This is a genomic window from Bacillus marasmi, assembly GCF_902168435.1.
GTDB lineage: Bacteria > Bacillota > Bacilli > Bacillales > Cytobacillaceae > Bacillus_BU > Bacillus_BU marasmi.
In genome coordinates this window covers 221,668-241,067 of record NZ_LR656167.1, presented here as the reverse complement: position 1 = coordinate 241,067, position 19,400 = coordinate 221,668, and the positions used below count along the sequence as shown (strand labels likewise).

The 19,400-nt window shown below is 38.1% G+C and carries 22 protein-coding genes and 1 tRNA gene; 7 read left to right on the top strand and 16 right to left on the bottom strand.

Going from position 1 to position 19,400, the window contains the following annotated elements:
- Positions 1–206: 206 nt before the first annotated feature.
- Together FXW34_RS07115 and FXW34_RS07110 are read right to left on the bottom strand one after the other, a co-directional pair.
- Positions 207–755: a GNAT family N-acetyltransferase gene (locus FXW34_RS07115; protein WP_147533271.1), complete on the bottom strand. Its 549-nt coding sequence runs from the start codon at positions 753–755 to the stop codon at positions 207–209.
- A gap of 151 nt (positions 756–906) precedes the next feature.
- Positions 907–1,242, bottom strand: coding sequence for a hypothetical protein (locus FXW34_RS07110; RefSeq protein WP_147533270.1), 336 nt, complete (start codon positions 1,240–1,242; stop codon positions 907–909).
- Positions 1,243–1,499: 257 nt separating this feature from the next.
- Between FXW34_RS07110 and FXW34_RS22845 the strand changes: the two genes are divergently transcribed.
- A complete protein-coding gene (locus FXW34_RS22845) occupies positions 1,500–1,676 on the top strand; it encodes a hypothetical protein (RefSeq protein WP_187118864.1) in 177 nt (58 codons plus the stop codon).
- 180 nt (positions 1,677–1,856) lie between these two features.
- Here FXW34_RS22845 and FXW34_RS07105 read toward each other — a convergent pair whose 3' ends face one another.
- From FXW34_RS07105 to FXW34_RS07095, 3 genes are all read right to left on the bottom strand, one after another.
- Positions 1,857–2,039 (bottom strand): hypothetical protein, encoded by a 183-nt coding sequence (locus FXW34_RS07105; protein ID WP_147533269.1) that lies wholly within the window; start codon positions 2,037–2,039, stop codon positions 1,857–1,859.
- A gap of 272 nt (positions 2,040–2,311) precedes the next feature.
- Positions 2,312–2,857 (bottom strand): hypothetical protein, encoded by a 546-nt coding sequence (locus FXW34_RS07100; protein ID WP_246140909.1) that lies wholly within the window; start codon positions 2,855–2,857, stop codon positions 2,312–2,314.
- Positions 2,858–3,082: 225 nt separating this feature from the next.
- On the bottom strand, positions 3,083–3,742 hold the full coding sequence (locus FXW34_RS07095) for a hypothetical protein (protein WP_147533268.1): 660 nt from the start codon (positions 3,740–3,742) through the stop codon (positions 3,083–3,085).
- A gap of 422 nt (positions 3,743–4,164) precedes the next feature.
- Between FXW34_RS07095 and FXW34_RS07090 the strand changes: the two genes are divergently transcribed.
- Positions 4,165–4,614: a hypothetical protein gene (locus FXW34_RS07090; protein ID WP_147533267.1), complete on the top strand. Its 450-nt coding sequence runs from the start codon at positions 4,165–4,167 to the stop codon at positions 4,612–4,614.
- A 368-nt stretch (positions 4,615–4,982) separates the two neighbouring features.
- Here the strand turns inward: FXW34_RS07090 and FXW34_RS07085 are convergent.
- Positions 4,983–5,054 (bottom strand) — tRNA-Val (locus tag FXW34_RS07085).
- Between the two features lie 136 nt (positions 5,055–5,190).
- Here FXW34_RS07085 and FXW34_RS07080 point away from each other — a divergent pair.
- From FXW34_RS07080 to FXW34_RS07065, 4 genes are all read left to right on the top strand, one after another.
- On the top strand, positions 5,191–5,925 hold the full coding sequence (locus FXW34_RS07080; RefSeq protein WP_147533266.1) for an alpha/beta hydrolase: 735 nt from the start codon (positions 5,191–5,193) through the stop codon (positions 5,923–5,925).
- Between the two features lie 139 nt (positions 5,926–6,064).
- Entirely contained in the window at positions 6,065–6,577 is a 513-nt protein-coding gene (locus FXW34_RS07075; RefSeq protein WP_147533265.1) for a YjcG family protein, read from the top strand.
- 4 nt (positions 6,578–6,581) lie between these two features.
- Positions 6,582–7,019: a GNAT family N-acetyltransferase gene (locus FXW34_RS07070; protein WP_147533264.1), complete on the top strand. Its 438-nt coding sequence runs from the start codon at positions 6,582–6,584 to the stop codon at positions 7,017–7,019.
- Between the two features lie 507 nt (positions 7,020–7,526).
- On the top strand, positions 7,527–9,842 hold the full coding sequence (locus FXW34_RS07065; RefSeq protein WP_147533263.1) for a UvrD-helicase domain-containing protein: 2,316 nt from the start codon (positions 7,527–7,529) through the stop codon (positions 9,840–9,842).
- 55 nt (positions 9,843–9,897) lie between these two features.
- On the opposite strand, the gene spoVIF is transcribed toward FXW34_RS07065, so the two are convergent.
- The 8 genes from spoVIF to FXW34_RS07025 all read right to left on the bottom strand — a co-directional run bounded on the left by spoVIF (position 9,898) and on the right by FXW34_RS07025 (position 15,939).
- The gene (gene spoVIF, locus FXW34_RS07060) at positions 9,898–10,152 is read right to left on the bottom strand and encodes a sporulation-specific transcription regulator SpoVIF (RefSeq protein WP_147533262.1); all 255 of its coding nucleotides are present in this window, start codon (positions 10,150–10,152) and stop codon (positions 9,898–9,900) included.
- A 211-nt stretch (positions 10,153–10,363) separates the two neighbouring features.
- A complete protein-coding gene (locus tag FXW34_RS07055; protein ID WP_147533261.1) occupies positions 10,364–10,504 on the bottom strand; it encodes a YjcZ family sporulation protein in 141 nt (46 codons plus the stop codon).
- Between the two features lie 130 nt (positions 10,505–10,634).
- Positions 10,635–10,991, bottom strand: a complete 357-nt coding sequence (spoVAE, locus tag FXW34_RS07050; protein WP_147533260.1) for a stage V sporulation protein AE — start codon at positions 10,989–10,991, stop codon at positions 10,635–10,637.
- A 30-nt stretch (positions 10,992–11,021) separates the two neighbouring features.
- Positions 11,022–12,035 (bottom strand): stage V sporulation protein AD, encoded by a 1,014-nt coding sequence (gene spoVAD / locus FXW34_RS07045; RefSeq protein ID WP_147533259.1) that lies wholly within the window; start codon positions 12,033–12,035, stop codon positions 11,022–11,024.
- Entirely contained in the window at positions 12,036–12,518 is a 483-nt protein-coding gene (gene spoVAC, locus FXW34_RS07040; RefSeq protein ID WP_147533258.1) for a stage V sporulation protein AC, read from the bottom strand. It abuts the gene before it with no gap.
- Between the two features lie 14 nt (positions 12,519–12,532).
- Positions 12,533–13,024, bottom strand: coding sequence for a sporulation protein (locus tag FXW34_RS07035; protein ID WP_147533257.1), 492 nt, complete (start codon positions 13,022–13,024; stop codon positions 12,533–12,535).
- Between the two features lie 157 nt (positions 13,025–13,181).
- Positions 13,182–13,958 (bottom strand): enoyl-ACP reductase FabI, encoded by a 777-nt coding sequence (gene fabI, locus FXW34_RS07030; RefSeq protein WP_147533256.1) that lies wholly within the window; start codon positions 13,956–13,958, stop codon positions 13,182–13,184.
- Positions 13,959–14,067: 109 nt separating this feature from the next.
- A complete protein-coding gene (locus FXW34_RS07025; RefSeq protein ID WP_147533255.1) occupies positions 14,068–15,939 on the bottom strand; it encodes a cation:proton antiporter family protein in 1,872 nt (623 codons plus the stop codon).
- A gap of 65 nt (positions 15,940–16,004) precedes the next feature.
- Between FXW34_RS07025 and prpE the strand changes: the two genes are divergently transcribed.
- Positions 16,005–16,745, top strand: coding sequence for a bis(5'-nucleosyl)-tetraphosphatase PrpE (gene prpE, locus FXW34_RS07020; RefSeq protein ID WP_147533254.1), 741 nt, complete (start codon positions 16,005–16,007; stop codon positions 16,743–16,745).
- A gap of 902 nt (positions 16,746–17,647) precedes the next feature.
- Here the strand turns inward: prpE and FXW34_RS07015 are convergent.
- Together FXW34_RS07015 and FXW34_RS07010 are read right to left on the bottom strand one after the other, a co-directional pair.
- Positions 17,648–18,547, bottom strand: coding sequence for an RluA family pseudouridine synthase (locus tag FXW34_RS07015; protein ID WP_147533253.1), 900 nt, complete (start codon positions 18,545–18,547; stop codon positions 17,648–17,650).
- Positions 18,548–18,571: 24 nt separating this feature from the next.
- Positions 18,572–19,369: an NAD kinase gene (locus FXW34_RS07010; protein WP_147533252.1), complete on the bottom strand. Its 798-nt coding sequence runs from the start codon at positions 19,367–19,369 to the stop codon at positions 18,572–18,574.
- Between the last annotated feature and the right edge of the window lie 31 nt (positions 19,370–19,400).

The window sequence follows — 19,400 nt, the reverse complement described above, 5'->3', positions numbered from 1 at the left end:
CACCCTTTCATTACACTATTACGACAAATCCTTAATACTAGTTTTCTGCTAAACAGTTCTTTAGTTGAAGTGTAATACTTCACAACCTTAACTATATCCTAACATATATATCCAATTTTCTTTAAAAGTGTTCTGCAATTATATGGCCCCAAAATGTAAAGGGCGCTTATCCTTGCTATGGATACGCGCCCTATAGCTGAAGAAACTCAATCAATTTTATTCCATTCTTCCGCCAAAACCCCATATACAACATGGTCTACATAGTGGTCATATAACCACTCAGCATGTCTAATACATCCTTCATTTACAAAGTTCAATCTCTCAGGAATACTTCTACTTTTCTTATTGCCAACAGCGGCCCTAATTTCAACTTTATTTAAACCCAATCCAACAAAAGCATAATCAGTTAATGCTTTTGCCACCAATGTCATTATCCCATTTCCTTGAAATTCTTCACCAAGCCAATAACCAATATATGCGGTCTTATTTGACCAATTAATGCTATTGTAGCCTGCAACACCAACAATCTCTCCTTTAAATAAAATAACTGAATTTAAGCTCTTATTTTCATCAAATCCTTTTAAACACCCTTTGATAAACCCAGTGGTATCTTCGAGTTTTGTAGTAATGTCTAACCAAGGCAACCATTCCCTTAAATGAGCCCTAGACTTATCTGTTAATTCAAATACCCTTTCGCTATCCTTTAATTCTATTAATTTTAAGGATAAGTCGTCGTTTATTTTATGTATGAACAATCTGACCCCTCCAATTCGTTTATTCCGTATCTTAACACACAAGTTTGAGGCTTTCAGTAATCAAAGTTACTCCACAATCTTGCCAAAAAGAAAAAGGACGCTTATCCTTGCTATGGATACGCGCCCGTTTGTTTAATAACTATATTTAAGTTTATTTTACCTTCTCAAAAAAGAAGCCTGGTCCATTTTCTTGCGACACAAATCCTGATAAAGCCGTTGAGTTCTCTACCATATTTTGTTCTTCTGCTGTTATAACTAAGGTTTGATCCCTATCTTCAATAGGATTATTTTCTCGCATTTCTTGTTCTTCTACTGTTACAACTCTTAGTTGGTCCCCATTATCAATATCTGCTTGTCCTATAAATACACTTTCTGATACTGGTTGTTCTTTTGCCAATATCTCTGTACTTTTCAAGTCTTTCATAAATCCAATTGATAGTGCGAGAACTCCTATAGCACCAAAGACAAACAATGACTTTCTTTTCATAATCAACCTCCTATACACTTTCCAAATTATTACATTACATAAAATATATTATCACAAATAAATAAAATAACCTTTTTTAGCAATATGGCACCAAAACGTAAAATGGGCGCTTGTCCTCAGCTATGGATACGCGCCCGATTGCTGAAGAGCGTTATTGATTCTATGTAAACCAATGACACATATGATAGACTAAGATTATCAGAATTTACCATTTGAAGAAAAACTAATTCAAATATATAAAAGGTTTGGTGGATATATTGGCAATATTGATAGGTGTATTGATTATTTTATTGGGAATCATTGCGCTCTATTCCTCCTTACTCAAAATGAACCAAAAGGATTATAAAGAAAAAGGTGTCATCCGAGTAAGAAGTAATATTGAGTTTGGATTAGGAATTTTTCTTGTTGCTTTTGGAACATTTATCTTAATTTAAAAAAGGACTTCATATTATCGAAGTCCTTTTATTATTAAATCCAAGAATAAATGTTTAACATAGCATTTGAAAAAACTAAATTATTAATCCACATGCTTTCTTAACAATCTGGTCCATAACAAAAATAAGCACATCCCTTATCTGAGAAATTGCGCCCGATAATTGAATAACTTAAAACATTTATTTATGTATTCTATTATCCCGGTTCTTTTTCCCAAGTGAAAACGCAGCAGCTAATAGAAAGACTGATGCTAATCCCACACCAATAATCATTGAATATTCGAGAATATTTTTAAGTGCCATACCGCCAGCAATAGATGCACTAAACAAAAATAAAAAGAACACTGTATAATTTTTCTTCATGATTTTTCACCATCCTTAAATATATATTACCATAAATATCCATTATTATTTTCAACCATATAATCCTTAACCAAAAAAGGACGCATCTCATGTGTGAGATTCGCGCCCTTTAATGTAATAACACATTAGTTTTTATTTAAGGGGTTCCGTTATGGGAGGGAAAACTAAATTTCTCTCGATAAAAAACTGCCCACTTAGCAGTTAAATTAACATTAGAAATAGCACAAGAAAAGCATCGGTTGTAATGACCGATGCTTTTTTATGGGTACTTATTATGGACTTACTGAGTTTGCTATCTCTACTAAAATTTCTGGCGTTACTTGGTCTGAAACAGTTTTATTAATGTTTAGAACATACTGCCAACCACTTTTTTCGAATACCAATAGATTAAATCCTCTTGCTATTTTGGTACTATAAATCGCTTTGCTTCCATCTTTTAGTTTTAAGGTTTGGTCAATATGTTCCTTCCTAATGGGTAAACCATATTTTACTGGTTTGACCCAAATCATATAGTGGTTTTTCGGTTTATTGATATGTCGGTATTCAATTTCAAATCCATCGTTTATGTCACCATCCAAATCACTAAGCCTTCCGAAACTGTGCGTAAATTCGATTGGAGGGATTTGTACTGGCAATGCAATATCCTTTTTAAAGTGGCCTTTACTTTCTTGTATTGCTGTATTAACTTCCTTAAAACCAATGTCAAAAAGCGATTTTTGGAATTCTTCGCTTGTGTAGTTAGCTTTAGCTGCATAAGAAATTGAGAAGGTAAAAACAATACACCAAAAGAAGATTTTAAATATCTTGATAATTACCACGTCCTTGATTTTATTCTGGTAAAACACTTAGACGTTATTGTCTGCAATTATTACCTTAAATATAAAATATCCTCAATTTTGAATATCTTATCCGTAATACCTAACCCTTGGGCAGGAGTCTGCTTTTGACCGTCAAGCCCTTTAAATGTTTCGCAATAATTATAAAATGTCACATCTCTTGCTTGAGAAATGCGCCCTTTAGTTTAATAAGATTTCCACACCAACTCATAATTTTCTGCTTTTTGCCCCCGACTTAATGATCACATTCACACCACCTGTTATTTCTCCACTATTGATGTGTTCTTTCATCTTCGATACATCAATATTCGTCTCAAATTTCACGCGTTTACTCTCTTTTCCTCTGAGCATTACGTTATAAGAGGTATTTTTATTCATTAGCGAAACCATTGGAATATCATTTTCAGACTGGTACGGTTCATAAAATTCAACGGTAAATTGGACATCATTTCTACTATTATTTTTTAGAGGTAGTTCGCACTTTCCATGTAATGTTGTCTCATTTTTCATTTGAAAACTACAATGACTTCCACTATCATCATAAGAAATCGAGTAAATACCAGTTGCAAAGGTTTTTTGATACAAACTCACTACGAATGAAGGGAGAAACATCGCTACGATTATAGTAATCACTACAAATCGGGCATGATATTTATTTAATGATATTACTAGAAAATATAGACTAAGAATCAGTAAAAGTAATGAAGTAATCCCCACATAATTGAGTCCGTTTAATGTTTTAATAGGTATGTTAAACAAATAAACTGTTGCACCATAAAGCGTTTTATGTGGGAAAGGTACATTTAATGTTATAGACGCTAAGAAAAATATAATGGCAAGATACAAAAATTTTTTATTTTTTATCAATATGGGCTAGCTCCCTTTATTCGAAGTGTATCGATATGCTAATTACAATAGATTTTGTCAGCTTTACTTAATTAAACATAGCACAAGTTTAACATCATTAATTTCATAATTAGTACATTTTAGGTAATTTCTTCATATTATGTTAAGTTGCATCGGTTTAAGTGCTAACTTTAACATAGATATACCATTTTCTTTTAAAAGGTTTGCTTCGCAATCTGGAAATTGAGTGCAGCTCCTTCTCAGAAAATGCGCCCTTACATACAAAAAAACGCAGATCTATGCTATGGAAATGCGCCCTTTTCATGAAGATAAAAGTCTTACCATATTGAAGAAAAGACCACGTTATGTAAATTAGAAATCACTGTAATATATGTTATGGTTATTGGAAAACTAAAAGAAAAACAACTGAGGTGTATAGGGATATGAAAAGACTAATAATATTATTTATGGTGGTATTAATTTCATTTACAGCTTATTTAACAAATGTTAGTGCAAAATTAACTGAGGAATTAATTATTAAAACCATTACTAATGACTTTATTGATACGCATAAAATCAATTTAGACGGTTTTAATTTATTACATATAAGAGAAATTGATTGGAATAAGAGAGATTTAACAGTTCAACAAAAGTCTTTATCTAAAATTTTTATGGATATCCATGACGAACAAATTATTGGTGATTTTGCTCCGTTGTTTTATATTAACGAAGAAAAGAAAAAGGGTTATGTATTTGAGAAAAAACTTAGTGGCAGCGATAAGTTATATGTTTTGACGTTTGATAATACTACACAAAAATGGAAAACAACAAACAGTATCGATAAGATGGGAAAAGACTTGGTTGAATTAGGACTATTAAAAGGTGCTGAATAATATGAGGGGAAGCCTAATGCGGCTTCCCTTTTACTACATCATCTTAAATGTTTATTAGATAAGTGAGACGTTCCTAACTATTTGAACTTTGTGCCCGTTAATCGAATATTCTTAGCCATTCGTTTGGTAACGTCTAATTTTCTTTTTATGAATAATTGTAATCCACAGTGATCGAACTTTTTAAGCCTATTTGAAAAATATTTCTAAATGGGTTACCTCTCAAAATATGTAACCATTAAAGCACTCCCCCTTCGAATTAACAGGATGGACGAAGAGGTAAACACGAATAATGGAAACGCGCATTTTATACAATAAAAGACACATTCCAAATTAATGAAATGTGTCTTTAGTGTCGTTCATATAAATGATGATCTGGGTGGGGATTGAACCCACGACCCCCACGCTGTCAACGTGGTGCTCTCCCGCTGAGCTACCAAATCGAATATAAAATTGTTAATTAAACAATATACATCTTATTATAGCTTTATTAGCAATAATGTCAACTTTTTCATATTAAGAATAAGAGCTTTCCCCCCTAAAAGATAAATGATTTGCACCTGAAAGGAGTGATTGACGATGAATTTCCCCCGCGGAACTGTTCAGGATTATACAATCCATAGCGATAAATTAGGTGAACCTATGGACTTGCTTATTTATTTACCACCTACTTTCTCCCCTCTTTATAAATACAATGTTTTGATTGCTCTGGATGGATTGGATTATTTTCAGCTAGGTGGTATTGTTAAGCTTGCCGATGAAATGCTCCATCAAAATGTAATCGAGCAATTAATTATTGTAGGAGTTCCTTATAAGAATGGCAGAGATCGTCATGAAAAGTATCATCCAGATGGTGAGCAGTCTCAAGCCTTTCTTCAATTTTTGGTTCAGGAACTTGTCCCATATTTAGATCGCACCTTTCCCACCTATCAAATTGGTATGGGCCGTGCTTTAATAGGTGATTCTCTGGCGGGTTATACTGCTTTCAAAGCTGCACTCACCTATCCGCATACATTTGGTAAGGTCGCACTTCAATCACCATATGCTCACATTAATTTATTTTCCACCATCGAGCAATTTTCACATCCTGCTCTGCTTGAAATTTACCACGTTGTCGGCACCGAAGAAATTTCAGTAAAAACCAACCACGGCAAAATTGAAAATTTTATTGAACAAAATCGTAAACTCGCTGCCATATTGGCTTCCAAAGGCTTCCAGTACCACTATCAAGAATTTAATGGCAGCCATACCTGGAAATACTGGCAACAAGATTTACGGCGCGCTTTACCTTCTTTATTTTCACCAAAAACATAAAGATTGGTCAGCCTGCCATAAATTGGTTTGTCATTGAACTTTTGGTATAATACACAACATAAACTAAAACATTGATTGTATTTTCATTAAAGAAGCTCAAATTGGCCATACAAACGAACAAGGAGAAGGAGGTAGTATAATGAAGTTTGGTGTTGCAATTTTTCCCTCTAAGAAACTGCAGGATCTCGCGAATTCCTATCGAAAAAGATATGACCCTCATTACGCCTTGATTCCACCACACATTACCTTAAAGGGACCGTTCGAAGCAGATGAGTACCAACTAAAAAATCTCTCCCAAAGGCTTCAGCAAATTGCAAGCCACACGGAGCCGTTTCCATTGAATGTGTTAAAAGTTAGTTCGTTTAAGCCTGTTAACAATGTGATTTATTTTAAAATCGATCCTTCAGATGATCTCATGAAACTGCACAAGACATTGCATATAAATATTATTGGTGATGCTCCAGAGTATAGCTTTGTACCTCATATTACGATTGGCCAAAACCTTTCGAACGATGAGCATTCTGATGTATACGGTCAGCTTCGTATGATGCAAATGGAGCATGAGGAAACTTGTGACCGCTTCCATTTACTATATCAGTTAGAGAATGGTTCCTGGACCGTCTATGAAACATTTCGCTTTGGAAAGGAATAACAATATGCAGATTAAAATCGTAGAAAATGACCGAGAATTACACGATGCCCATACTGTACGTAGACAGGTTTTTATTGAGGAACAAAACGTGCCTGTCGAAGAGGAAATTGATGAATATGAAGAAAGTGCGACCCATTTTGTCATGTATAATGAAGCTTTAGTGCCAGTTGGTGCTGGCCGTTTCCGTTTGCTTGATGGGATTGGCAAAGTGGAACGAATTTGTATATTAAAACAGGAGCGCGGTACGGGTGCCGGAAAGCTGATTATGGACCGGATTGAGCAATACGCCCACGACCAAGGGATTTCAAGTTTGAAGCTTAATGCACAGACCCATGCCATTCCTTTTTATTCTAAATTAGGTTATGAAATCGTATCCGGGGAATTTTTGGATGCGGGGATACCCCACCGAGCAATGAAGAAAACGGTTGGTATTAAGTGTTAGAAAGTGGATACAAATCGAATCATTGATACTAGTACATGCAGTGAGGTTTTTACCACTGCATGTTTTTGTTTGCCAACTTTTCTATCTTTAGCTTGAGTTAAAATTTTGATATGATTACATTTGTATTATTTTTTCGGATAAACATGAACCTAGGCTTTTGTATTATGAACTAACCAAAATGCCCCTACAAGAACAAAAGCGTAAGCGCCTTGATCAGGAGCGACAGGCACAAGGTCCGCCCTGCAGGAAATCCTGATTTCCGGAAGGGATTGTTAGAAAAGTGAAAGTGGCTCGTTCAGGAGCGATGGACATAAGACGAATCACGCAAGAGATGATAATCTCTGGAGGGATTTGGCTTATGTACTCAGCTCCTAGCCACTTTCACTAGACAAGCTTGTGACCCCAAGCCCCTAAGCGCTGTAGCTGGACGTGTATAACGTTGTGAACTTATCCACAGCGTTAAAATTTAAAATTTCCTAAGCAATAAATAAGAAGAGGTACCCTCCTATGAAAACAGCTATTTTCCTTGATGATAAAATCCATTTAGATAAACTTGATCGCGAGCAATATCAACGAATCTATGAAGCTGGCAAAAAAGGCGATCTTGCTTGTCCGAGCTGTGGGGCTCCGGTTCGCTTGTATTTAGGTATTATGGAAGAACCCCATTTCTTTCATGTAGTTTCAACTCAGAATCAGTGTACTGACCTGTCTGAGGAAGAATTTGAAGCGCCAAAACCAGCACAAGCAACTGAGGTTTCTTATATTGAACGGAACGGCTTCCGCATTCCTGTAGCTCGTTCAGTTGGCTCAACTTCAACTGCCGCAGCGACCGCAACTCGTCAAGTTGGTAAAAAACGTGCGCGCCAATTAAAGGTTGATAAACCCTTTATTAAAGCGCCTGCATATCAAATGCAACAAAAACATCCATATTTGGAAGATTTGGCACTTGCAGGATTCCAACTGGACGCAAGCCAAGCTGCTGCAGTTACCAATACGGAAGGCCCACTCCTTGTCCTTGCAGGAGCTGGTAGTGGTAAAACACGTGTATTAACCGCCCGAACAGCCTTTATGCTCGTTGAAAAAAGAATTGCACCAAGCTCGATTATGCTCGTGACGTTTACAGCAAAGGCTGCTGCGGAAATGAAAGAACGCTTAACCCGCTATCCAAAGCTTTCGCCAGCGCTAGTTAACAGCCTTGTCACCGGCACCTTTCACAGCATCTTTTATCGAATCCTTGCATTTCATGCCCGCGAAAAATGGGACTCTCGCAATCTCTTGAAAAAAGATTGGCAGAAAGAACAGATTTTAAAAGAAGCAGGTAGGGAGCTTGATTTGGACGAAAAGGAATTTTCCTATGACCTCGCCCTCCAAAAAATCAGCTATTGGAAAAACAACCTTGAGTGGGCAAATACTGTTAAACCAGCGGATGCTTGGGAAGAAAAGGTTGCGTTACTGTATAAGCATTATGAAGAAAGCCTGCGCAACAACCATTTGTTTGATTTCGATGATATGTTAATTGGGTGTTATCAACTGTTTCTTGATGATCCTGCTCTACTTGAAAACTATCAAAATCGCTTTCATTATTTTTTAATCGACGAGCTTCAGGATATTAACAAAGTTCAATACGAACTCATCAAACTGTTATCGGCAAAAACGAAAAATGTGTGCGGCGTTGGCGATGACGATCAGTCGATTTATGCCTTCCGCGGTAGTGATCCATCCTATTTGCTTGATTTCGAGTATGATTTCCCAACTGCTCAAACGATTGTGCTTGATCAAAACTATCGCTCCAATCACGAAATTGTGTCTGTCGCAAATAAGATTATCAGTCAAAATAAACGGCGCCGAACAAAATCGATGAATGCACAAGTCAGCTATCACCAAGCGCCGATTAGCTTCTATCCTTATGATGAAGAGGAAGAAGCAACGATGATTTTAACAGACATTTTGGAAAAAATCGGACAAGGTAAACGACCGAGCGATTTTGCGATTCTGTTCAGAACTAACACTGGAAGCCGAGCCATGTTTGAAAGACTTGTCCATTCCAGTATTCCCTTTAAAATCGACCAGGATATCGAATCGTTTTACGACCGCTTCATCGTCAAAGGAATGCTTGCCTTTTTACGCCTAAGCCTGAATGAGGATGATCAAAATGCGATTAAAACGGTGCTACCAGCGTTGTTTATTCGCCAAAATGCATTATCCGACATTAAAGCAGATAGTATTTTACAGGATTGTACAATGCTTGAATCACTTTCCCGTTTGAAAACCTCCTATGCCTTCCAAGCAAAGAAATTGAAAAAAATGGTGCCAATTTTACGTGGGTTGTCTACACTATCACCAGCTGTTGCCATTGAAACGGTAGAAAAGGAGCTTGGCTTTGGAGATTTTGTGAAGAAGCGTGGCAACGAAGGCAATTTGCTCGATAAGGGATCTGATGATGTTCGAGATTTAAAGGTTGCTGCGAAAAACTTTACGACAGTTGTCGAGTTTCTTGAGCATACGGACCATATGAAGGCTATGAATAAGGAAATGAAGGCCATCTCAAAAAATGTTCAAGATGCCGTTACGTTGAGCACAATTCATCGCTCGAAGGGACTAGAATACAATACTGTTTATGTGTTAGGAACTGTCGATGGAACAATTCCACATGACTATGCTTTAGAATCGCTGCGTAACGGGGATGCTGCGCCGCTTGAGGAAGAACGACGCTTATTATATGTCGCGGTAACGCGGGCTCAGGAACAATTGTATCTATCGATTCCCGAACGAATTCGTGGAAAAAAGGCCAATCAATCGCGATTTCTTTCCATATTAAAATAAGAATAAGGGCTACTCCTAATAAGAATCACTTTTCGCATTAGGAGCAGCCCTTTTTTTATTTTTTATTAATCATTTTCGAAATCGAATTGAAGTCTAATGATTTGCCATCTTTTACGATTGATTGAACAATTTTATCTTCCATTTCCTGTGACACTGGCTTCCCGGCAATTTGTGATACTTGGCGAATGACACCTCGTACTGTTTTTTCATCCTTAAAATTCGCATTTTGTAATGAGTTCGCTAACGCAAAGATATCATTCATGTTTACGCCTGTTTTCTTTTCAACATTTTTAAAGAATCCGTTATCCATGTTGTAGCACACGCCTCCTTTTTTAACTTATGTATCCTATGAAAAAAGGGCGTGTTTGGTGAATCGTCTAGATGGATTCGAGAATTGTTTCAACAAAAAGAAAGAGATTGACCCGCATCATAGGTCAATCTCACTTTCGCTCTTCATCAGAAAAAGGGTATCGGGAATCAACTTAGGGAGGAGTCAATCCCCTGATTATTTTTCATAAATATTAGTTATAGAAGCTTGCGCCTACAATAATTAATAAGATGAACAATACGACGATAAGAACGAAAGTTGAACCGCCATAACCTCCGCCGTAACCGTATCCGCATCCGCCGCCGTATCCGCCGAAACCACAGCCAAAGCCCATAGATTGTCACCTCACTTTTTCTTTGCTCAATATAACATATGTAAAAGCTGAAAAAGTGTTATAGGCACATCCAAAAAATCTTTTCCCCCTATGATAATTAACTATGAATGACAGTAGTTGGTATAAAAAATCAACCTTTTGGCTTGAATATTAAGGCTCCCATAAAACCAAAAATAATTGCTGCTGAAATGCCTGAACTTGTGACTTCGAACATACCTGTTAATACTCCAACAATGCCATGCTGCTCGGCTTCTTGCAAAGCACCATGAACTAGGGAATTACCGAAACTTGTTATTGGGATGGTCGCACCTGCACCTGCAAAATCAACCAATGGCTCATATAAACCAAACCCATCCATTACGGCACCGATGACAACAAGTAAACTCAACGTATGGCCAGGAGTTAATTTTGCTACATCAAACAGGAGCTGGCCAACCACACAAATTAATCCTCCGACGACAAATGCCCAGAAAAACATTGGTAACATACCAAACCCTCCTATGAACGAATTTAAAAACTACTGCATTTCAATCGAGACAGCGTGGGCGATACATGGAATGGATTCACCTTGTTGAAACGATAATGGCGACAATAGGGCACCTGTTGCCACGACGAGTATTTTTTTGTAGGTTCCCTTTTTCATTTCATTAAATAAATGTCCATATAGAACGCTGGCAGAACATCCAGCCCCGCTAGCCCCAGCTTGAACAGGCTGATCGCTTTTGTATATCATCATCCCGCAATCCTTGAATTTTTCTTCAGTCAACTTAATATTGCTTTGGTTTAATAAATCCATAGCTGTCTCATGACCAATTCTTCCTAAATCACCAGTGACAATCAGGTCATAATAGTCTTGATTTCGTCCTAAATCTCTAAAATGAGCAACAATCGTGTCAGCAGCAGCAGGCGCCATTGCACCGCCCATATTGAATGGGTCTGTGATACCCATGTCAACAACTTTTCCAATTGTCGCTGAGGTAGTGACAGGGTCAGCACTATTGCCTGAATTTTTCGCTACTACTGCTACACCTGCTCCAGTAACAGTCCATTGTGCTGTTGGCGGCTTCTGCCCGCCATATTCTGTTGGATATCGAAATTGCTTTTCAGCTGCCGCATTATGACTAGCTGCTCCAGTTAGAATATAATCTGCACCATTGTAATTGATTAAAAAAGAGGCAAGCGCCAAGCCCTCCATCGATGTTGAACATGCTCCAAAGATACCCATATAGGGAACTTGTAATGTACGTGCAGCAAAGCTAGTTGGGGTGATTTGGTTGATTAAATCACCGGCAATCATAAACTGCATTTGCTCTTTTTGCAGATTCCCCTTATTTAAAGCTGTTTCTGCTGCTTCTTCAATTAAAACACGATGGGCTTTTTCATAGGAATCCTGTCCCATCCATAAATCCTCATGCAATATATCAAAATCATTTGCCAAATTACCATTAGCTTCAAACGGTCCACCGGATACCCCTGTTGAAACAATCGAGGGACAGCTTTCGAACAGCCAGCTCTGCTTGCCTTTTAGCAACTAAATAACCCCCCAAATACTCAATAACGTTTTGACCAGCGCCACAATAAATGCTGAAAAAACACCAAACAAAATGACTGAACCAGCTAGCTTAAACATATTGCCTCCAACACCGAGAACATAGCCTTCTGTCTGATGTTCAATCGCAGCCGATATAACAGCATTGCCAAAACCAGTCACAGGAACAGCACTTCCTGCTCCACCAATTTGGCCAATATGGTCATAAACCCCAAACCCGGTTAGTAACATGGCAAAGAATACCATTGTCGCAACGGTGGGATTTCCTGCGGTTTGCTCAGTAAATCGGAAAAAGTATATGTAAAAATAACTGACAGCTTGACCTATCGTGCAGATAATTCCACCCACTAGAAAAGCTTTCATACAGTTTTTTAGTACAGGTCGTTTTGTTTCATGCTTTTTCTGCAGTTCTTGGTATTCCAGTTGTTGTGGTGTTAGTTTTTGCAATTGCTCCTTTTTTCCCATGAGAATCCCATCCTTTACGTAAGCTCTTTTTTTAGTTCTATAATTTCATGTAGCTTTTTATCTGCCTCTTTATCGGAATGCTTCGGATTCTTTTCATCATCGATTAGTTCAATTACTTCAAGAAAAATTTTATAATCACTCGAGATAACAAAGTCCTCTTTCGGAAATTTCTTTTCGAGTCGTTTATTGATGTCCTTTTCAATTTGCTTCATTTGAAAACGGTGCATATGCTTCACCTTGTAAGCTACGACAATGTCCTTTTTTCCCTTTACAATGGCGACATCATAAACGGGATGAACTGCCAAAACCTCATCATGCACCTTTTTGAGGGTTTTCAAGTCCTTTGATTCATTTTCTCCGAACACTGTTGGTCGGGGATCTACTGTTTTAATTAACGCTACCTTGGTTTCCTGGCCGGAGTAGTTTGTGCAGCCTCCCATCAATAATAGAATCATGAAAGCGAGGAGCCATTTCAGTTTGTTTGGGGCTTTAGATTCTTTTTTCATACATTTCCCTTCCTACTTCATTGTTAATGAGTGAAGATACCTGCTTATTTTCTACTTCCAAGGAAATTTTATGAATGTGAAGAAAAAATTTTTTTCTTTTTAACCACAAAAAAACCAAGCTGAGTTAATCAGCTTGGTTCGCGTGTATAGTTTGATATTAAAGTGCGATTGTATGGTATCCAGAATCAACGTGGATATTTTCACCAGTAATACCGCGTGACATGTTACTGAATAAGAATACAGCTGTATCTCCAACCTCTTCAGTATCTGTTCCACGACGAAGCGGAGCACGTTTTTCAATATGTTTTAAGATTTCGTTAAAATCGCCGATTCCTTTAGCAGATAGCGTACGAATCGGGCCAGCAGAGATAGAGTTGATACGAATGCCGTGCGGACCTAAATCACTTGCTAAATAACGAACACTTGCTTCAAGTGATGCCTTTGCAACACCCATAACATTGTAGTTTGGTAATACGCGCTCGCCGCCAAGGTAAGTAAGCGTTACAATGCTGCCGCCTTCTGTCATAAGGCCTTTTGCTTCCTTACAAACAGCAGTTAATGAATATGCGCTGATATTGTGTGCTAACATGAAACCATCACGAGTAGTGTTCATATAGTCGCCTTCAAGTTCTTCTTTTTTAGCAAAAGCGATACAGTGCGCTACACCATGAATCGCACCAATTTGCTCCTTAATCTCAGCGAAGCATTTAGCGATTTCTTCATCATTAGTAATATCACATGGTAAAACTAGAGAATCATTGCCTTCTAATGATTCAGCTAATTCTCTTACACCCTTTTCTAATCTTTCACCTGCATATGTAAATACAATTCTGGCTCCCGCCGTATGAAGTGAACGAGCGATTCCCCAGGCAATACTACGTTTATTTGCTACACCCATAACTACATAAGTTTTTCCAGCTAAAGAAAGAGTCATCAATTACCCTCCTATTAATACATGATATTAGTACCTAGTACTAATATTACTATATCGTCCTAGAAAAGAAAAGTACTAATTCACTGCATCATATCCAAATATCGAAATTTTAACACCATTGACAAAATTCAAGTTCTCGTTTTAACTGTTCAACGTATTCCTTCGATCCAGTAACAATGAGGCGATCATTAAGATGTAGCTCAGTGTCACCATGTGGAATAATCGAATCCTTCTTACGAAAAATCCTTACAAAAATCACATCTCCTGTAAACGGAAATTCCCTTAGCCTCATTCCTTCAAACTCTTCATTCAGCATCCTGATTTCAAATAAAGCCGTTTCCTGATTCGTTAAAATGCTCATCATACTTGGTGATTCTATCGAAGCACGTAGCAGTGTTTGCTGTGCTAGGAAACCGGAAAAGAATTCAATTTCTAAATCGTTAAGCTGCTCTTGCAGCGACTTTCCTTCAATCCTGGCAAGCACACGACAATTTACTTTCTGCTTTATTGTTCGAGCTAGTTTAGCGTTAGCATCCTGATCACCTGTTAAAATAACTACGATATCCGCGGACAGGGCATCCGTACTCTCTAATGTTGTAATAGAGTAGTCTGGTACCTCTATCATTTCAAACAAAGATCCTGCAAATTGTTTATCGGATTTTTCCTGTTTAGTTGTATAGACCACTGTTTCATAAAGAGTTGGCTCCAGTTCACGAGATACCTGCAATGATAATTGATTAGCACCAATAAACACAACCTTAATCTTTTTCGTTGCTAGTTGCTCCCTAGGAAACAATTTCTTAAAGACCATTGGTGTAAAAATTGAAGTGATGACGGCTACTAGAATTAAAGTTCCGCTCATCTCGGTTGTAATTGCACCTAATCGTTCGCCAATGGTTGCTGCTGCTATTACTAACGACAAAGTCGATGTCAGTAGGAAACCTGATGCCACAACAGTTTTCATATCGTACCATTTTCTTAACATATACACCGGAATGAGCTTCGATAATAATAACGCTAGCAAAAGTAATGGAACAAGCAGTAATAGATTAGGATCGCTTAATAATGTCCAAACATCAAGTTTGGCTCCCACCATTACAAAAAAGATAGGAATCAGAAAACCATAGCCAAACGAATCGAGCTTATGCACCAACTCTTGGTTTGGTGAAAGCAGCGACACCAAAACACCGGCTAAAAACGCACCTAATATATTTTCTGCTCCGACCGATTCCGACAATGCGACTAGAAAAATAATTAAAGCGAATACTGCTCTCGTACCAATTTGCGTAGTTCCTTTTGAAAGTGCATCAAGAAAGGTACGATTTTTAAAGCGTTTGCCTATAAAAAATAACATAACACCTGCAGCAAATAAAATGAGCAAAAGCCATGTATTTCCTTCTCCACTGTCATACACAGATGCAAACACCGCAAGGAGAATCATTGTTACGAGATCTGCAATCACGGCTACAAGGAGAATAATTTGACCTATGACCGTTTTCATTAGGTGGCCTTCTTTTAAGGTTGGCACGACAACTCCCAGTGAGATGGTGGATATAATTAAGGTCATTAAAAAGGCATTTTCCATTAGACCAGCAAACACAAATAAATAGGACAAGATAAATGATGCGATAAAAATCCCAATAAATATAAGAGTAGCCACTGCAAAGCTATTTGGTTCTTGTTTCGCACTCGTCCTATGTTGTGACTGGGATTTGCTCGATTTTTTACTAGAAAAAGCTGAAAAGTCAATTTCTAAGCCACTTAAAAACATTAAAAAGATAAACCCTAGTGTCGATAAGGTTTCAAGCCAAACATCTTCTTGAACAAGATTAAACCCGCTTTTGCCAATAATTAGACCCATTAAAATCTCTGCAACAACGACAGGAATAATCGTTAGTTTTAAACGATGTTGCATGATTGGGGTTAAAAATGCAACAATAATCACAATAAATAGTGAAACGACGGATGCTTGATGCTCCATTCTTATTACCCCCTCATGTGTTTTTTTAAATTATTAGTTGAATATACTCAGGGAGCTGACTGACAATGAAAATAGATATTATTGGAGATATTCACGGCTGCTATTTGGATTTCAAGTTGTTAACAGAACAGCTTGGTTATGACTGGACAACTGAGGCCATTCCAGTTCATCCGTATGGTCGTAGACTCGCATTCGTCGGCGATTTAACTGATCGTGGACCAGAATCGCTAAAAATTATTGAAATTGTATGGAAGTTAGCGGTTGAAAAAGGGAACGCATACTATGTCCCAGGTAATCACTGTAACAAGCTATATCGCTTCTTTCTAGGCAACAAGGTGCAGATTTCACATGGATTGGAAACTACCGTTGCTGAATTTGAAGCCTTGAGTAAGCCAGAGCAGGATTTGATTCGCAAAAAGTTTATTGAGCTTTATGAAAAAGCACCATTATATCGGCAGTTAGACAAAGGAAAGCTTGTCATAGCTCATGCTGGTATTCGGCAGGATTATATTGGCAAATCAGGGTCTAAGGTGAAAACCTTTGTATTGTATGGTGATATTACTGGAGAAAAGCATCCTGATGGCTCACCCGTTCGATTAGATTGGGCTATGCATTATACGGGCAAGACGTGCATTGTTTATGGTCACACTCCGGTGCAGGAAGTGCGAATCATCAATAATACTTATAATATTGATACTGGTGCTGTGTTCGGCGGCAAGCTTACGGCACTGCGCTATCCAGAAAAAGAAATAGTATCTGTTCCTTCATCGATGCCGTTTGTGGCTGAAAAGTTTCGGGAGCTTTGATGGATGCATGGTCACAATAAGACATTTGTGACCATTTTCTTGGCTTTTAAGAAATTTTAGCCATTACGCTGATATTCTTGAAGGTTTGTAAAAAGACATCTTCTATGGAACACTTCTGATTGTTTTTGTCGAAGTTTTGTTTCATAGACGCCTTCTATGAGACACTTCTGATTGTTTTTGCCGAAGTTTTGTTTCATAGACGCCTTCTATGAGACACTTCTAATTGTTTTTTCCGAAGTTTTGTTTCATAGACGCCTACTATGAGACACTTCTGATTGTTTTTGCCGAAGTTTTGTTCCATAGACATCTTCTATGAGACACTTCTGATTGTTTTTGCCGAAGTTTTGTTCCATAGACGCCTTCTATGAGACACTTCTAATTGTTTTTTCCGAAGTTTTGTTCCATAGACACCTTCTATGAGACACTTCTGATTGTTTTTGCCGAAGTTTTGTTCCATAGACGCCTTCTATGAGACACTTCTGATTGTTTTTGCCGAAGTTTTGTTCCATAGACGCCTTCTATGAGACACTTCCTATTGTTTTTTCCGAAGTTTTGTTCCATAGATGCATTCTATGAGACACTTCTGATTGTTTTTTCCGTTGTTTTGTTCCATAGACGCCTTCTATGAGACACTTCTAATTGTTTTTTCCGAAGTTTTGTTTCATAGACGCCTTCTATGAGACACTTCTGATTGTTTTTGCCGAAGTTTTGTTTCATAGACGCCTTCTATGAGACACTTCTGATTGTTTTTGCCGAAGTTTTGTTCCATAGACGCCTTCTATGAGACACTTCTGATTGTTTTTGTCGAAGTTTTGTTTCATAGACGCCTTCTATGAGACACTTCCTATTGTTTTTTCCGAAGTTTTGTTCCATAGACACGGATTATCAAACAATTCAGTTTCTTAAACAGGCTTCACCAATAACTTCTGCATATCCTCCGGCAAAGAAGCTAAAAACCTGCATTCTTTTTCATAAAAAGGATGATAAAACGAAACTTCACGGCAATGGAGTGCCTGCCGCTCAATTAAATCAACAGGACCACCATATAAATCATCACCTAATAAAGGATGTCCTAAAAACACTAAATGTACCCGAATTTGATGGGTTCTGCCGGTCTCTAGTTGCAATGCCACGTGAGTGTACGATTCAAAACGTTCCAATACTCGAAAATTCGTACAGGCATATTGGCCTTCTGGATGCACCTCACGTTCAATAATACTTGTACTTTTGCGGGCGATAGGCTGAACAATTTTCCCATCATCATCAGTCATTTGTCCCGAGGCCACTGCTTCATACACACGTTTGACACGCCCTTGCTTTTGAAGCTCACTCAACAAATGATGGACATGGCGATGCTTAGCGATTAACACTAAACCGGATGTGTCACGGTCAAGACGCGTAACAATATGAACCGTTGCAGACAGTCCAATTTTCTCATAATAGCCTAGTAACGCGTTGGCTAAGCTGCCTGATGGGTGTTCGCGCGATGGGATCGAACTCATTCCAGCAGGTTTATTAACTACTAGCACATAGGGATCCTCATATACAATACTCAGCGGAATCTGTTCAAGAATAATCCCGTCACTATGTTCTTCTTTAGGGAAAATGAGCTTTAACACGTCACCATCCTGCAAGCTGTAACGGACATTAACGGTTTTACCGTTGACTAAAATATCTCCGCCCTTAAACTTAATATCAGTTAAGGCGGTTTTAGAAATTCCCTGCTCCCTGAGGAACTCACGAATAAGCACCCCAGAAGCGGATGAATTTATTTCCCAAGTAATAAAGAACCTATTCTCCATGGTGTATCTTTCCTTTATGTAAAATTAATCCTCGGAAACGAAAGAATCATGGACCCGCTTCCAGAATGGAAATGGACGGAATCTTGCGAAACGGATTTTTTCATCGGCAACCCGATATTGAATGGATTTAACATCCTTATGTAAAAGCGTTAGATGATCGATGGTAATTTGAAAATCCGGGCCATTAACTGGCTTTAAACGACATGTATGATGATCTGGCAAAATCAACGGTGAACCAATTGTCCGGAACACGCGATTGTTGATGGATGCCATTTCAGTAAGCTGTAAAGCTGGAATAGATGGGTGTAATATTGCTCCACCCAACGCTTTATTGTAAGCAGTACTGCCTGATGGCGTTGATACACAAAGGCCATCTCCACGAAAGCGTTCAAAGAATTGACCGCGGATTTCAACATCCATAACAAGCGTTCCCTCTACACTTTTTACGGTCGCTTCGTTAAGAGCTAAATAACGTGTTTCGCGTCCACCGTGCTGGTAACGAATGATCGTTTCTAATAAGGGATATTCAACCACTTGATAAGGCGTTCTCGCTATTGCAATCACAAGCTTTTCAATTTCTTCCGGAACCCAATCGGCGTAAAAGCCCAAGTGGCCTGTATGGATTCCAACAAAGGCCGTTTTATCAAGACGACTGCTGTAGCGGTGAAAGGCATATAATAGCGTTCCATCCCCACCTATTGAGACAACAATATCCGGTTGATCTTCATCATAAATCAAATCAAAGTCCAACAAATAAGTTCTCATTTTATGTTTAAGTGTATCCGACCTAGAATCCCCTTTTGACGTGATTGCAAATTTCATGTTCTACCCCTCATTTAAATTTACTTAGTCT

Bases quoted from the DNA above. Each gene is read 5' to 3' on its own strand.
- spoVAE (WP_147533260.1), bottom strand. From the start codon at position 10,991: ATGTTACCAATGTTTTTCTGGGCATTTGTCGTCGGAGGATTAATTTGT.
- fabI (WP_147533256.1), bottom strand. From the start codon at position 13,958: ATGACTCTTTCTTTAGCTGGAAAAACTTATGTAGTTATGGGTGTAGCA.
- FXW34_RS07080 (WP_147533266.1), top strand. From the start codon at position 5,191: ATGAATTTCCCCCGCGGAACTGTTCAGGATTATACAATCCATAGCGAT.
- FXW34_RS07015 (WP_147533253.1), bottom strand. From the start codon at position 18,547: ATGGAGAATAGGTTCTTTATTACTTGGGAAATAAATTCATCCGCTTCT.
- prpE (WP_147533254.1), top strand. From the start codon at position 16,005: ATGAAAATAGATATTATTGGAGATATTCACGGCTGCTATTTGGATTTC.
- FXW34_RS07010 (WP_147533252.1), bottom strand. From the start codon at position 19,369: ATGAAATTTGCAATCACGTCAAAAGGGGATTCTAGGTCGGATACACTT.
- FXW34_RS07055 (WP_147533261.1), bottom strand. From the start codon at position 10,504: ATGGGCTTTGGCTGTGGTTTCGGCGGATACGGCGGCGGATGCGGATAC.
- FXW34_RS07075 (WP_147533265.1), top strand. From the start codon at position 6,065: ATGAAGTTTGGTGTTGCAATTTTTCCCTCTAAGAAACTGCAGGATCTC.
- FXW34_RS07065 (WP_147533263.1), top strand. From the start codon at position 7,527: ATGAAAACAGCTATTTTCCTTGATGATAAAATCCATTTAGATAAACTT.
- FXW34_RS07090 (WP_147533267.1), top strand. From the start codon at position 4,165: ATGAAAAGACTAATAATATTATTTATGGTGGTATTAATTTCATTTACA.
- spoVAC (WP_147533258.1), bottom strand. From the start codon at position 12,518: ATGGGAAAAAAGGAGCAATTGCAAAAACTAACACCACAACAACTGGAA.
- FXW34_RS07105 (WP_147533269.1), bottom strand. From the start codon at position 2,039: ATGAAGAAAAATTATACAGTGTTCTTTTTATTTTTGTTTAGTGCATCT.
- FXW34_RS07025 (WP_147533255.1), bottom strand. From the start codon at position 15,939: ATGGAGCATCAAGCATCCGTCGTTTCACTATTTATTGTGATTATTGTT.
- FXW34_RS07070 (WP_147533264.1), top strand. From the start codon at position 6,582: ATGCAGATTAAAATCGTAGAAAATGACCGAGAATTACACGATGCCCAT.
- FXW34_RS07110 (WP_147533270.1), bottom strand. From the start codon at position 1,242: ATGAAAAGAAAGTCATTGTTTGTCTTTGGTGCTATAGGAGTTCTCGCA.
- spoVIF (WP_147533262.1), bottom strand. From the start codon at position 10,152: ATGGATAACGGATTCTTTAAAAATGTTGAAAAGAAAACAGGCGTAAAC.
- FXW34_RS07035 (WP_147533257.1), bottom strand. From the start codon at position 13,024: ATGAAAAAAGAATCTAAAGCCCCAAACAAACTGAAATGGCTCCTCGCT.